Annotated in this window: 8 protein-coding genes; all 8 read right to left on the bottom strand. The window is 38.1% G+C overall.

The window, feature by feature from the left end:
* Window positions 1–100: 100 nt before the first annotated feature.
* Window positions 101–3,010 carry an insulinase family protein gene (locus EO121_RS07075; RefSeq protein ID WP_127167038.1) on the bottom strand — a complete coding sequence of 970 codons (2,910 nt, stop codon included), beginning with the start codon at window positions 3,008–3,010 and terminating at the stop codon, window positions 101–103.
* A 124-nt stretch (window positions 3,011–3,134) separates the two neighbouring features.
* Window positions 3,135–3,692, bottom strand: coding sequence for a hypothetical protein (locus EO121_RS07080; RefSeq protein WP_127167040.1), 558 nt, complete (start codon window positions 3,690–3,692; stop codon window positions 3,135–3,137).
* A gap of 1 nt (window position 3,693) precedes the next feature.
* Window positions 3,694–5,007, bottom strand: coding sequence for a M18 family aminopeptidase (locus tag EO121_RS07085; protein ID WP_127167042.1), 1,314 nt, complete (start codon window positions 5,005–5,007; stop codon window positions 3,694–3,696).
* 56 nt (window positions 5,008–5,063) lie between these two features.
* Window positions 5,064–5,888 carry an Mrp/NBP35 family ATP-binding protein gene (locus tag EO121_RS07090; protein WP_009354132.1) on the bottom strand — a complete coding sequence of 275 codons (825 nt, stop codon included), beginning with the start codon at window positions 5,886–5,888 and terminating at the stop codon, window positions 5,064–5,066.
* 254 nt (window positions 5,889–6,142) lie between these two features.
* A complete protein-coding gene (locus EO121_RS07095) occupies window positions 6,143–7,336 on the bottom strand; it encodes a PLP-dependent aminotransferase family protein (RefSeq protein WP_127167044.1) in 1,194 nt (397 codons plus the stop codon).
* Between the two features lie 89 nt (window positions 7,337–7,425).
* Window positions 7,426–10,875 (bottom strand): pyruvate carboxylase, encoded by a 3,450-nt coding sequence (locus EO121_RS07100; protein WP_127167094.1) that lies wholly within the window; start codon window positions 10,873–10,875, stop codon window positions 7,426–7,428.
* A gap of 148 nt (window positions 10,876–11,023) precedes the next feature.
* A complete protein-coding gene (locus tag EO121_RS07105; RefSeq protein WP_127167046.1) occupies window positions 11,024–12,940 on the bottom strand; it encodes a TM1812 family CRISPR-associated protein in 1,917 nt (638 codons plus the stop codon).
* 28 nt (window positions 12,941–12,968) lie between these two features.
* Window positions 12,969–15,683, bottom strand: a complete 2,715-nt coding sequence (locus tag EO121_RS07110; protein ID WP_127167048.1) for a TM1812 family CRISPR-associated protein — start codon at window positions 15,681–15,683, stop codon at window positions 12,969–12,971.
* Between the last annotated feature and the right edge of the window lie 5 nt (window positions 15,684–15,688).

Here is a 15,688-nt window from a genome sequence, read left to right on the forward strand (position 1 = left end):
AAAGAATAGCGCTAGCTATTTCCATAGCTAGCGCTAAAAGCTTTTACATGAGTAGCCCCCACATTTGACAAAGAGCCGCTTTTACTATATGCTTATGAAATTATTGTACTAGGTTACTCACTTTGTCGAAGATCTGTTCTGCTTCTTTGATACGCTGTTCGCTACCCATGACTACGATATGGTTATCTTGTAGCACTTTTTCAATGACATCTGCTAATCCACGTAAGTCTTCTACTGTTGTTTCCAAGACTTGTTGACGGAAAGCAGTCATATTTACTTCATTGGTATTCCCAAAGTATAAGCTCATAGCACGAGCTCCTTGTAGGAATGGTGTATTAGATACATCCAGTCCACTCATAGTACCAATGATATATTTACGCATTTCTCGTGGAGATAAATCTAATTCACGTAAATACGTCGGCAATCCATCGTACACTTGTAATGTATTTTCCAAGTTTGGATCACGGTAGGAACAGAATACCATATTACCATTATTATGGAAGTTAGCAAAGGCTCCATACGCTCCACCTTGTACACGAATTAAATTCCACAGATAATCGTAGCGCAACATAGTTTCTAAGACGCTCATAGTGCCTGTATGTGTACCGCCATGATCACGGAAGTTGCCACCTTTTGCCACATATTGTACCTTACCAGATGTAGCTAAACCTTCATTCACATAGGATTGAGTCATCTCTAGCTGTGCTTCCCAACTATCATCACTTAAAACAGCAGTGATATCGTCTAGATGTGCTAAGAAAGTTTCTAGTTCTTCAGCACTACCTACAAAAGATACTTCCAAGTTATCTTTACGGAATAAACGTTGTTGTACTTTCATCAATTGTTCTGTCACACCAGCTAGTAATGTTTCATTGTCTAAGACTTCAACTAAACGACGGAAATAGCCTAGTGTATCTTGGTCTCTAAATTTACCAATTTTTGATACTTTCGCCATAAGCAAGTTAGTAACAATCGTATTACCACGGCGGAATGCTTCTGTATCCCAGATAGCTTTTCCTTCTTTTAATAATTCTACAAGACGTTCTTGGCTATCAAACTTTGTACGTCCTACAATTTCTCCAAGAATAGATGTTAAATAACCAATATTAGATGCTAAAGCCTTACTACGAACAACTGCTAATGGTACAAATGCATCACGTTCATTATGGATAGAGACTGGCAATACATCCATCGTATAACCACCTAAATGTAGATTAATTTCTTTTGCTATCTCTGCATAGGTAAAATGTTCTGTATCTAGTCTACCTAATACATCTGACAATAACTCTGCATAGAATACTTCATCTTCTCGCAAAGATTCCATATTGAAATACAAGCTCACATAGTTAATACCACGAGCTGGTACATCAATGTGATGCACACGAATACCTTTATGGTCAATTTCACGACGTGGTGTTACTTCTACTACAGGAGAAATATCAGACAATTCTAATAAAGGAATAGTTGCTAGCGCTTCTTCAGAATCTACGGCTTGTTGCATTTCTTTTAATTTCGCTGTTTGATCAATAATATGGGCAATTTCTTCTTCACTCATATTTGATTTAATAGCCGCTAGTTTAGCAGTCTCTTCTTGCTCTTTTTTCTCTTGCAAACCTTTTTCAGGATACAGAGAAACTAAGCCTTTATGTGTGTTATCTAAGATATAGGTACGTAATAAGTTTTCATAGAAATCAGTAGATAATCCTTCACGAAGTGCTTTCAATACTGGTTCATATTGTAACAATTCAATAGGATCTTTATCATATAACCAATTATCCATCACTCGTAAGCCGTACGCAAGACCAATTGGACGCCCTCCAAAATCAGCTTCTCGCAAAATGAACTCAATGCGATTTAAGGATGCCTCTAACAATTCCTTATCTAAACCTGCATCCACTAATTGACGTAATGTAGTTTCCACCACTTCCTGTAACTGTGCTTGTTTTTCGATTTCAGAACCTGTGACACTAATTTCAAATAATGGCTGACGAATCCCATCCATGTAGGAGCCACTTACATCACTACCAATATTTGCTTTCACTAAGGCTTCTTTCAACGGTGCTGAGCCGGATGTAAATAAGGCATGATTCAACACTTCAAAAGCTAAACTTTGAGTGAATGTCATTTCTGGAAATACATAGGTTAAGGAATGAATAGCTTTGCCCTTATCACTTTCATCATTACCAATACCGTATGGGAACGATGCTACTACTGGTTCAGATAAAGACTCTTGCATAGCAATGCTAGAATCTACTTCAATGGCATGGAAGTTTGACAAATATTCCTTATCAATGAATGCCAATGTTTCTTCAATATTCATATCCCCATATAGATAGATATAACTATTGGACGGATGGTAATAGGAATCATAGAAAGCTTTAAAGTTTTCATAGGTCAAATCTGTAATATTATCAGGATATCCACCAGAATCATGCCCATAGGTAGTGCCAGGATATAACAACGCCATTTTATGATGATCTAATTGAGAGTCAGGCGAGGAGTAAACCCCTTTCATCTCGTTATAGACAACGCCTTTATAGGTCAATGGATCTTCTGCAGATTCCAACTCATAATGCCATCCCTCTTGCATAACGATCATCGGGTCCTTAGCTACACGAGGATAGAATACGGCATCCAAATAGACATCCATCAAATTATGAAAGTCTGCATCATTCTTACTCGCCACTGGATACACAGTTTTATCAGAATAGGTCATAGCATTTAAGAATGTGTTCAAAGAACCTTTTACGAGTTCCACAAAGGGCTCTTTCAAAGGAAATTTACGGGATCCACACAACACAGAATGTTCTAAAATATGTGCTACCCCTGTACTATCATGAGGGGGCGTGCGGAATGCTACATGAAATACTTTATTTGTATCTTCTGTATCGATGTATAACAAACGTGCACCAGATTGCTCATGGTGTAACATATAGGCTGTGCCATTTACCTCTTGAACAGGTTCAATCCGCTTTACACGAAAGCCTGTATAGACTGTATCTAACTTCATAATACCTCTTTTCTATCTACTAAACATACAACGGCTCTCACTAGCATACTAGTTCAAACCGTTGTTATATATGTATAACATTTTGTCATAATGCTAACTTATTATATCATGTTATCAATGAGAATCATAATACAAACAAATGGATAAGACCTGCAAAAATCCAGATTAGAGCTCCCCATTTATAGGCTTTTTTCCCAATGCTAAATTCTATGCCACGGCTCATATTATATCGTGTAATGCCATATGGAATCAGAATGTATAGGAGCCATGCAATGACCATATAGGAAAACTCTAAGCCATACCGTACATGAGCAGATAATAAACCTGCGATAAAAATAGTATCCCAAATCCAGCGATCATATACCTGCTTAGGCGCTTCTTGTCCTTCCAAAACAGGGCGTAAATGAGACACCGAAACAATTTCAAACACTTGCACAACCCCAATACCCAAGGCAATAGCAAGAACAGTTTGTACAATGGTAACCCCATCAATTCCTAACAATGTAATATTACCGGTCACACCATACACAGCTACCACAATCATACCCAATAATTGTAATGCCTTTGTGACTTCTTCTTTTTGCTGTTCTTTCACTGTGGTTCGTGCATAGAACATATGTTGAAAGGGTGTAGAAATTCGATTCAATACTAATGCTACAAAAATTGCCATCATAGAAACCATGTTATACCTCCCCTAAAAATACAGTTAATAACCGATTTAATTCCATTTGGTCGTAGGTACCCATCAACTCACGTGCGGAATGCATGGCCAACAGTGGTAAACCTACATCCATGGTCCGCATCACCAGTTGTGCTGAAGAAATAGAACCTACTGTAGAGCCACCTGGAATATCTGAGCGGTTCACATAAATTTGATGCTTAATGCCATGGGTCTCACATAGATCTGTCACAATCGCTTGTGCCACCGCATCTCCTGCATAGGATTGAGAGCTAGCTATTTTTAAAACTACACCACCATTCAAAATTGGATAGTTAGTAATATCATTTTTCTCTCCGTAATTAGGATGATAACCATGAGCCACATCAGAAGAAATCATGAACCCTTTTGCAATATCCGCTTCACAAGCTTCTTCTGAGAGTCCCAAAGCACGGTACACACGGCGTACTACATTTGGTAATAACAAGGAGGCTCCTCCTTGTTTTGTACGACTTCCCACCTCTTCATGGTCAAATAGGAATACCATACGAATCCCTGTAGCCTGTTGTTCTTTGGCACTTACAATCCCTTGCAAGCAAGCATAACAGGATGTAAGATTATCTAACCGTGGCGCACTGATATATTCCGCATCAAAGCCAACTGTTTCCACTGTATCCGTATTATACACAGTCAACTCATAGGATAAAATATCTGCCGGTTCACAGCCAATTTCTTCAGCTAATAAAGCTTTTAATACAGTCTTGTCATCTTCATAGTCTGTACCTACACCGCGCATTAAAATGAGTGGTAACATCTCTTTTTGCTTGTTAAACACAGCCTTTTCATTAACTTGTCGATTCATATGAATCGCTAAACTAGGGATAGTAGCCACCGGCTTTGCTATATCTACATAGTGTGTCTCTAGGTCTAGACCCTCTCCTTTTGTCACTACTACACCAGCTAAGGACAACGGGCGATCAAACCAAGTATATTGAATTAATCCACCATAACTTTCCACATTGAGCTTACCATAGCCTTTGTCCGTAATCATCGGATTTGGCTTCACCCTAAATCCTGGAAAATCAGTATGGGCTGAGGCTATTCGTAAAGTCTCTCTAGGGTTTTCTCCAATATGGAATGCTATTAAAGTAGTACCATATACATCAATGACATAATCCCCTGCTTCCAAATTCCATTCTTCGTCCATCGATAAAGGTGTAAACCCTTGTTCTTCTAAGCGACGATAAGACTCCTCCACCGTATGATATGGTGAAGTAGAGCTTTCAATATATTCAAAAAAGTCAGCATACATAGTTGCGACTTCATTCTGTTCACACATAGTTCCTCCTATGAAAAATACCATAGGTACAACGTACACTATGGTATTGTCCACGCTTACTCTGGTAAGCCTACTGATTCTAAATTTGTTGTTGTAATTGTTTCAATCTCACCGGCATCACATAACTCTGCTACTTTAGGATCAATTGGTAATCGACCTAGTAACAATAAATTGTATTTTTTCAATACTTCATCAATGTGACTTTCACCAAAGATTTTATAATCTTTTCCATTATCTGGGCAATGGAAATAAGCAAAGTTTTCCACTACACCAATAATAGGCACTTGCATCATATCCGCCATTTTTACGGCTTTTTCCACAATCATAGATACTAAATCTTGAGGAGATGTAACCACGATAATACCGTCCAATGGTAAGGATTGGAATACCGTCATCGCTACGTCTCCTGTTCCTGGAGGCATATCCACGAACAAGTAATCTACATCGCCCCACACTGTATCGGAGAAGAATTGTTTTACCACATTACCTACTACAGGACCTCTCCAAAGGACTGGATCCGATTCATCATCTAATAGCAAATTCACAGACATCACTTTCACGCCATTTTTAGACACGATAGGATACATCAATTTACCATCATCGCTACGCACTTTGTCTTTCAAGCCAAATACTTTTGGAATGGATGGACCTGTAATATCTCCATCAAGAATCCCTACAGATTTACCTTTACGAGATTGACTCACTGCCATCAAGCTTGTGACCAAAGATTTACCAACACCGCCCTTACCGGATACAATGCCGATCACCTTTTTCACATGACTTCTATCATTTGTTTTTACTGTCAAATCTACTGGTTGTTGCGTGCCACATCCGCTAGAGGAAGCGCAACCGCCGCAACCACCGTTATCTCCACATGCCATGATAAACCTTCTTTCTATATGTCTGAAAGTCCTAAGAACTTTCTCTACCATAATAATAAATGCCATTCACCCTTGTGAACGCATGTATATCCTATATATCTATAGGTATATATGTATTATAACATAGGATACAAAAATTTTGTAACATCATCATATAAGATAAGCGCAACATAGTCGTGAATAACTAAAACAGTTACCCTACATATGTTGCGCTTATAATTCATCTTTATAACATCCATGTGCAGTGGAAATACTTAGTCACCACAATACTCACGTGTCAATTCTCCAATGATTTGCATGCCTTTACGGATGTCCTCCAAAGATGGCACAGTATAGCTTAAGCGGAAATGTTGTCCATAAGGAACTCCATCAGCTGCAAAGGCACCACTTTTCACAATGCCTACTTTACGAGCAATGGCCTCTTCAAAGAAAGCATCACAGTCCACATGGTCTGGCAATGTCATCCATATAAACATCCCTCCCGTAGGTTCTGTCATATGCACTTTAGAACTACCGTATTGACGAAATGTATCTAACATAACATGGCATTTTTCTTGATACACCTTACATACCTTTTGGATTTGTTCATCATAATCGATATGTTCTAACAAATGGCTTACTACACGTTGCGTGACTAGCGGCATTTGACCATCACAGTTATTCTTCATCACTTGGATAGCTTGGATTACTTCGCTTGGACCATACAAAAAACCAACTCGCAATCCTGCCGAAATCGTTTTAGAATAGGACCCTGCATAGAGCACACGATTATCCGTATCCATTTCTTTGAAAGTAGGCACTCGCTCACCGCCAAAGCGAATTTCTCCATATGGATCATCTTCGTAAATGAACAAATCATAAGCTTTCGCAATGTCATAAATGGCTTTTCTTCGTTTTAAAGGCATAGTAATACCTGTAGGGTTTTGAAAGTTAGGAATCAGATAGATATATTTACCTTTTCCAGATTTTACCGCTTCTTCCAACGCTTCTGGAATCATACCATCCCCGTCGGTAGGAATGCCTACCGCTTTGGCTCCCACACTACGCACCGCATTAATCGCACTGGTGAAAGTATAGGCATCCATGTACACTTCATCGCCAGCATCACATACTGTGCGAGGTACTAGCCCTAAATCTTGGCCTGCCCCGATGGACAATAATAATTGCTGTCCTTCTGCAGGCATGTGATGTACATGTACCAAACGATGCAATGTTTGCTCTGCTAACTTCGCATCTCCTTGCATAGGACCATATTGTAAAATTTCTAATGGATTTGTATGTACAATGTGGTCAAAGGCAGATTGAATTTCCTGTACTGGCACCACTTCACCAGCTGGATTTCCTATCCCAAAACTAATGAACCCAGGAATCCCTGCGCCTCGTTCAAACACATCTCGAATGAAATTAGGTCCTTTACTAATAGACCGCTCTGGCAATGTAAATGCCATAAGAATCACTCCTTTTATATCTAGTAATTATAATATGATAAACAGGAGCAACAGTGTTGCTCCTGTTTTCGTATGTCATATGATATAACCTAGTTCGCTACATGCGCTTGTTCTTCAATAGTTAACAAGCAGTCGCCACTTTCAATACGGCTGCCTTCACGAACATGGATGACACCTACCACACCAGATACTGGCGCTGTAATAGTAGTCTCCATCTTCATCGCTTCTGTCACTACAAGGGCATCACCTTTTTTCACAGCTTGACCCACTTGTGCCACAATTTTCACCACAGATCCGGATAAAGTAGCACCTACTTCACCTGGTTTTGTTGGATCCACTTTATGACGAACTACACCAGTTGTTTTAATGTGTTTATCGTGAATTTTAATCGTTCTAGGTTGACCATTTAGTTCAAATAACACATGGCGAGTACCATCTTCATCAGCTTCACTCATTTGAATGTATTTGATTACCAATGTTTTACCTTGTTCAATAGTCACTTCTACGCTTTCACCGCGTTTCATACCAAAGAAGAAAGTTGGAGTATCTAATACACTCACATCGGAATAGTCATGTTTGAACGTGCTATAATCAGCAAATACCTTAGAATATAAGCAGTGAGCAATCACATCTTCATCTGTAGTACCTGCACCTTTTTCAGCCAATTCTTTACGAACCGCCTCAAAATCAACTGATGGCAACATAGCACCTGGACGTCCATTCAATGGTTTTTCACCTTTTAAGACAATTTGTTGCAACCGTTCTGGGAATCCCAAATATGGAGTACCAATGTATCCTTTGAAGAATTCCACCACAGATTGTGGGAAGTCCAATGTATCCCCTTTGTCGTAGATATCTTGTTCTGTCAAATTATTTTGAACCATGAACAAAGTCATATCGCCAACAATTTTAGAAGATGGTGTTACTTTGATGATATCACCAAATAGCATGCTCACTTCATGATACACACGTTTAATGTCTTCCCAACGCTCTCCAAGACCCACACTTTTCGCTTGTTGTTGCAAGTTAGAATACTGTCCACCAGGCATTTCATGTTGGTATACCGTTGTATTTGGGTAAGAAGATGTATGATCCACTCCTTTGTAGTACGGACGAATAGATCCAAAGTAGTTGGATGCTTCTTCCATATAGGCTACATTCATAGTTGGTTGACGATCATGTCCAGTCAAACCATAGTACATGGAGCTCATGCTAGGTTGACTTGTACCATTGGCAAAAGCGGAGTATGCCAAGTCGATAATATCTACCCCTGCATCTACGGCACGACCATAAGAATAAATCGCATTACCAGAACCTTCATGGGTATGTAAGTGAATTGGTAAGTCTACGGCATCTTTTAATGCACTTACTAAGTTATATGCTGCTTGAGGTTTTAATAAACCAGCCATATCTTTGATGGCTAAAATATTAGCCCCAGCTGCTGCCAACTCTTTACCCATATTAACATAATATGCCAAGTTATATTTATCACGGCGAGGATCTAAAATATCTCCTGTGTAGCATAAAGCCACTTCTGCTACTTTACCTTGATTACGCACTTCGTCGATGGCTACTTTCATATTATCTAAGCTATTTAAGCTATCGAAAATACGGAATACATCGATACCATTTTTGCCAGCCAATCGGATAAATTCACGTACTACATTATCTGCATAGCTTGTGTATCCCACTGCATTGGAACCACGAAGTAACATTTGTAACAAGATGTTTGGCACTTGTTCACGGAACATACGTAACCGTTCCCATGGATCTTCATGCAAGAAACGATACGCCACATCAAATGTAGCACCACCCCAACATTCTAGGGAGAACAAATTAGGCAATCCCTTCGCAACACGACCGGCTACACGAGCCATATCAGTTGTACGCAAACGAGTCGCAAACAAGGATTGATGCGCATCACGCCATGTGGTATCTGTAAACAATACTTTTGGTTGTTCTTGCACCCATTTAGAGAACTTTTCTGGCCCCAATTCATCTAATTTTTGTTTTGTTCCCGCTGCTGGTGCACCGGCTACATTGGATGGCATAATGATAGGTTCAAATGTTGGTACTTCTTCTTTGTGTCCATTGTAACCATTCACAGTTACATCAGCGATGTAGCGAAGTAGTTTTGTACCTCTATCTTTATCTTTTTTTAAGTTGAACAATTCTGGATGTTCGTCAATAAAATGAACATTGTAATCCCCAGACTGGAACACTTCATGTTCTAATACATTCACCAAGAAGTGCACATTCGTTTTTACACCACGAATACGGAACTCCCGCAAGCAACGCAACATTTTACGGATAGCTTCTTCTGTGGACAACGCCCAAGATGTAGCTTTTACTAGCAAGGAATCATAATATGGTGTAATAACTGCACCGGTGAAAGCATTACCACCATCTAAACGAATACCAAAACCACCGGAGCTACGATACGTAATCAATTTACCTGTATCTGGCATGAAGTGATTGTTTGGATCTTCTGTGGTAATACGACATTGAATGGCTACCCCTTCACAACGAATATCTTCTTGTGCAGGAATGGCTACCGCTTCACTGTGCAATGCATGACCTTCCGCAATACGAATTTGTGTATGCACTATGTCAATGCCTGTGATCATTTCTGTTACTGTATGTTCTACTTGGATACGAGGGTTGACTTCAATGAAATAGAAGTTTCCATCTGCAGTTACCAAGAATTCTACCGTACCAGCGCTGACATAGTTCACATGTTTCATGATTTTCACAGCTGCTGCACAAATACGGTCACGCAAATCACGGGATAAGGCAAAGGCCGGCGCCACTTCTACTACTTTTTGATGTCGACGTTGGATGGAGCAATCCCGTTCATGTAAATGTACGATATTGCCATGTTCGTCACCGATGATTTGGACTTCGATATGTTTTGGCTCTACAATTAATTTTTCTACGTACACATCATCATCGCCAAAGGCCATTTTTGCTTCAGATTTTGCACGATCATACGCATCGCGAAGTTCTTCATATTTTGTCACTTCACGCATACCACGACCGCCACCGCCATTCACGGCTTTGATCATCAATGGATAGCCATATTTCTCAGCAAATGCTTCTAATTCTGCAAAGTCTTTCAATGGACCATCACTGCCAGGAATCATCGGTATATCTGCTTTTTTGGCTTGAATACGAGCATTTACTTTGTCACCGAACATCACTAAATGTTCTACTTTAGGTCCGATGAACGTAATCCCTTCTTCTTCACAACGTTGTGCAAAATGTGCATTTTCAGATAAGAAGCCATACCCTGGATGGATCGCATCTACGTCATGTTCCTTCGCAATACGAATAATATCTTCAATATCTAAGTATGCATCTACAGGTTTTTTACCTTCCCCTACTAAATAAGATTCATCTGCTTGATTGCGATGTAATGAAAGTGCATCTTCGTTAGAGTAAATAGCCACTGTGCGAATGCCCATTTCGTTACATGCACGAAGTACACGAATAGCGATTTCACCACGGTTTGCTACTAATAGCGAGCGTATTTGTTTCATCATAATCCCTCCTCAACTTTGCATATCCCAGTATGACTACCATTTGGAATAGACATTTGTATACCTCATTATACTCCTAAACGTTGAAATTAGCTAGATATAAACAGTGGTTATAAGAAAGTTAATTTTCCTTCACCTTACATCATTTCTAAAAACTATCCCTTTTCTCATCAGATTCATGGATACCTTCTAATTCTTTCATAACAGTAACCTCTTTCCAATGCATAGATTCAATAGCTTTTACTAATCGTTCTACTCTTTGAATAATGTCCGCACTGGAAATATATTGTTTCTCCTCACTAGCATGGTTAATGGTATTCCGTAATTGTTTAATATAATGAAATTCCACAATACACTGTAATGCTTCTTCTAGTGGCAATACACTATGAGCTTCATTTTCTTTTAATAGATTATAATACAATATAGTTTTATCTTTACGATATGCCTCTAACGGTTTAATACTTCCACTTCGTTTTATAGGCTCTACCTCGCATAACTCCTGTGCTGCCCAAAATCTCTGTAATAAGGTTTTCTCTGGCACACTTCCAAGAATCATAAATAAAAATTTCCCCAATGTCTGCGATTGTTGGAGCAAAAATTTACCATAGGAAACCTGTGTATTAGGATTTTGATGAAACATGTTCTGTAAGTATTGCTCTACTTCTGGGAACTGACCTTGAAAGGCCATGATATTTGAAGTTGATACTTCCTTTTTCTGCCCCTTATGAAGAGATATATTATATTCCTGTTGTTGTAACCAGTCCCATGCTCTTACACAGTCACCCATAAAAGCATGTAATTTTACTAGTTCTTTACCCATACTCTGCATAAGTGTCTGTACCTCAGTCTTGGTCTTAACATCTCTAATTGTCGCCTTAATGCGTTTGACTATCTCTGCTGGTTGGTTAGGCGGTGCACCCTCATTCACTGAAAGCATCTTCTCTGGTGATTTTGCATCCCTAGGATAGGAAATGACAAACTCTTCTTCTTTCGTGCGGTGCATCGCAGGTTTAACGCGGATAGTATCTATATGTGTATGATAAAATATTTTTTCTTGAAAGATAATCTGAGGCAACCATTCCGTACTCAATGTCAACGCTTGCTGCAATAACTCTTTTTGTATACACCAACGTATAATAGCAAGCTTTAGCTTAACATCATCGTTGATAGTATGAAAAAGTTGTTTATATTCCCTTTCAATCGTATGAATCGTATAGCAAAACGCATCTTCTTTCACAGATATATGAACACTTTGCTTAAATATATCTATTCTTTCCCGTAACAATTTAATAATTTGTACCATTTTATAGGGAATACACAAACTGACCGCCATAGAAAATTCATTCATCACTGTCAGCAATTCTGCACAAGCGTCACTAATAGCTGTATCATATGTAATAGTTTCTTTAAAATAAGACTGCAAGGATCGTGTACTACCATAATGAGTAAATTCTTCGATACCTGCCACTAATGTGTTAATATCAAACAACTCACTAGCATCTTCCACTAGTTGTTTCGTAAAATCAGAATACAATACGTACCCGATATTGACCTGAGAATGTTTTAACAAATACAGCAATGATGTGAGCATCTGAGTAACGGTCCGCAATCCGCCGGTCATATCAAAATGAATCATTTCATCTGAATGATATCCATGTTTTTCACGAATAGAATGAGCCAATTCCAACAGCTTATCCATATTCGTTTCTACAGTTTCAGTCTCATCATACTCAATGCATTCAAATTGACTTTCCACAAACCCTAGTGTATCGCCTAAACGCTTTTTAAAAAGCTCTATATGAGAAATAGTATACGCTTTCCCTTCATACACAAACGATTCTAAGTCCCTCACCTTTTTACTGGTTAATATGTAAATCTTAGAGATAGATTCTTTTGTTTTACGCAACCGTTCCTGCAAATATCTCACAGCAGACTCATTGGTTTGAATGCAATCTACCTCTTGTCCGTCTAAAATATTTTTATATATCGTATGTCTGAAATTATCTTTACCATTTGAATTTTGCATGGCAATGGTACTCAAAAATAAGACGATATAATGATCCATTATATATTCTCTCTTTCTTTACATCTCTCTATTTAGAAACGGATTTTAAGCGTTGTAACCACATTACACTATTTCTTAATAATGTAGTTAAGCTATCCTTTGTAACCAGCCCATCTCTATCGGTCCGTGCATGAACAGAAGCATTGCGAATATTCTTAATCAGTTTATAAGGAACAAATAAACTTCTCAAAATCAATAAATCTGCATAAGATACACCATTCTCATCAAGTTCAGGCAATCTACCTCCTAAACTAGCTGGAGCAATCCTTTGCCAATCTTCATCAACATCCATGTGTGGCCAATATGTTTTAATTTGTCCTTGCAGTTCCTTTAAGCATACTCCTTCCATATTAGCAGTTTGAACTATAATATCTTTTTCTATCAAATAATCGTATACCTTCTTCACAAATATCTCATCGTCCATCTGGCTAATTTCATAGGGCATACGTACCCTAGGGCTATATCTATGAGGGATAAACATAGCTTGAATCGCCTCTGTGGACATCTGTGCAAACAAGAAATATTGCTTTCTTATTTTAAACTCTTTATCACAGCACTTGATGGCATTTAACACCATTTTTAAAGGTTGCTTCGCACTAATATGTATATCTATTATGTTCGCAGTTACTAGCCGTTCATAATACTCAGGTAATCCAGTGTACTGCTTTTTCACATATTCTACAAGTTCTCCTTTCCTAGCTATGTTACCAACTGCTTTAGAAGTTTCTTTTTCTTTCTCTGCATCAGTTACAATACTTTCTATACTCTCTATCAGTCTAAAAGGATACGCAAATAAAGTAGCTAAGGCAACGATATATTTCTGTTGTTCGTCCACATCAATTTCAACCTCGTCTATCGTTGGAAATTGAATCTCCTCAGCCAATGTTCCTAATGCACCTAAAAACTGACTAACAATCGCATCTTCTTTCGTAGCTGTTGGATCAGCTATGGCTTCCCTAAGAGATTTGATAACAGCACCATTAGATACTAGTTTTGGTAACGCCTCTTTAATGCTATGCCCAACAGATTTTTTTATTACCTCTATTTCCGCATCCACTTCTTTCCGTCTACGGCTCCAAGGCATTCTAGTAGTATCATCTTCTTTATTTTGTGCATTATCTTGATTAGAATTTTCTCCTGAACTATCAGGCTTAGCCTCATTTGTGTTCAATGTCTTAGACCAAGAATAGTGATTTAGTAACCAAAACGGAAATGTATACACCTTGCTATCAAATTCTTTACGTAGCTTTTTATGAAATCCTGATTCTAATTGAATGATAGGCCTATCCCCACTGATTACAACTTCTGGGAAGATTTCTGCATACAGAGTCAATGCTTGTTGTATAAAATTATGATCTAAACACCACAAAATATAGTCTAAATCATCATCTGTCTCCCATAACTGTTTATATTCTGTTTCAATGCGTGGTAAAAATGTCTTTAATAACCCTAGATTATTTTCGATAGCCGTTGGGGCTTGTGTATGGTGTTTCCTTTCCATTTCAATTGTATATTCCAATTGTTTTTGGATTTTCTTATCTGAAAGATCCTGCTTTAATGCTTTCCATGCGGACTCAATACTTTTTACAGCATGACGGAATTCATTTCTATCCGACAATGTAATAGCCTCTGAAAACTGTTTAACAGCTTTTATGAAAGCATCAATCTTTTTATCATAGTCCTCACTAGTACTTTCTAGATCCGTCTTCCGTTTGCTTAATGTATAATATTCACCTAACTCTTCACCACTACCAAATTCTATGAACTCATGTACACCATTAGTAAACCGTTGCATATCAAAGATATCATTAATTCTCTCTATTTTTACCTCTCCAGGCAATAACATGGTATACATAATTTCCCCAATCGTATGATTACTACGTTGCAAGATATTCAATACCATCATTAAAATTAGTGGAATATGTCTGAACCCACCACTCATATCAGCATGAATGATAAATTCATCTCCTTCGTATTCTTTAATGTATGACTGTACTAACCCAACCATTTTTAACACACTCTGAATACTTGCAGTAGGGTTAACTCCATTTTCCTCAACCAAAAGATGCTCAAATTTCAGTTCTTCTATACCATTATCTGCAAACTTATGAATCGCTTGAAGTCTATCCTCGATAAACATCTCATTGATCATTCCCACGCCACTATTTTGATGATTTGCACTAATAATTTCATCACCATTATGATAATACGTATTTTTTAAATTAAACTTCTTTACTTTCTCTGTAGTAAATGCAAATATCTTTTCTATCTTGCATGCTTCACGTTTCTCGATTCTTTTACCGTCATAGCTTTCTCGTTTAGTATAAGGTATCACTAGTTCTTTAAAAGCAGACTCTGATGTTGTATACGCATGATTTAAGTGTAAACCTTCAAACTCAGAGTTTTCAACTTTGGTTTTCCAAACTTTATTGACAGTATCAAATAAGACTCGCCATTCTTTAGGTGCGTCATGTTTTATAATTTCATCATTTCTTTGCTCAATTTTTCTTTTTATTTCTTCTAAGCGTTTTATCTCATCACGTATGTTTGCTAATTTTTCAGTCTCTTTTCGTACTTCTTCTGAATCAATGACATCTTTATTAAACTCTTCCAATCTTCCCTTTGTGCTATTCTCAGATTTTATTAACTCATCAAGACTTCTTTCAATCTGATGTAATCTTTCCGAAAATGTGTTACTGCTCACTGGACTATATGCAGTCAACAATATTTCTCGTTTCGCCATCCTGC

Source organism: Veillonella sp. CHU732 (assembly GCF_003992085.1).
Taxonomy (GTDB): Bacteria; Bacillota; Negativicutes; order Veillonellales; family Veillonellaceae; genus F0422.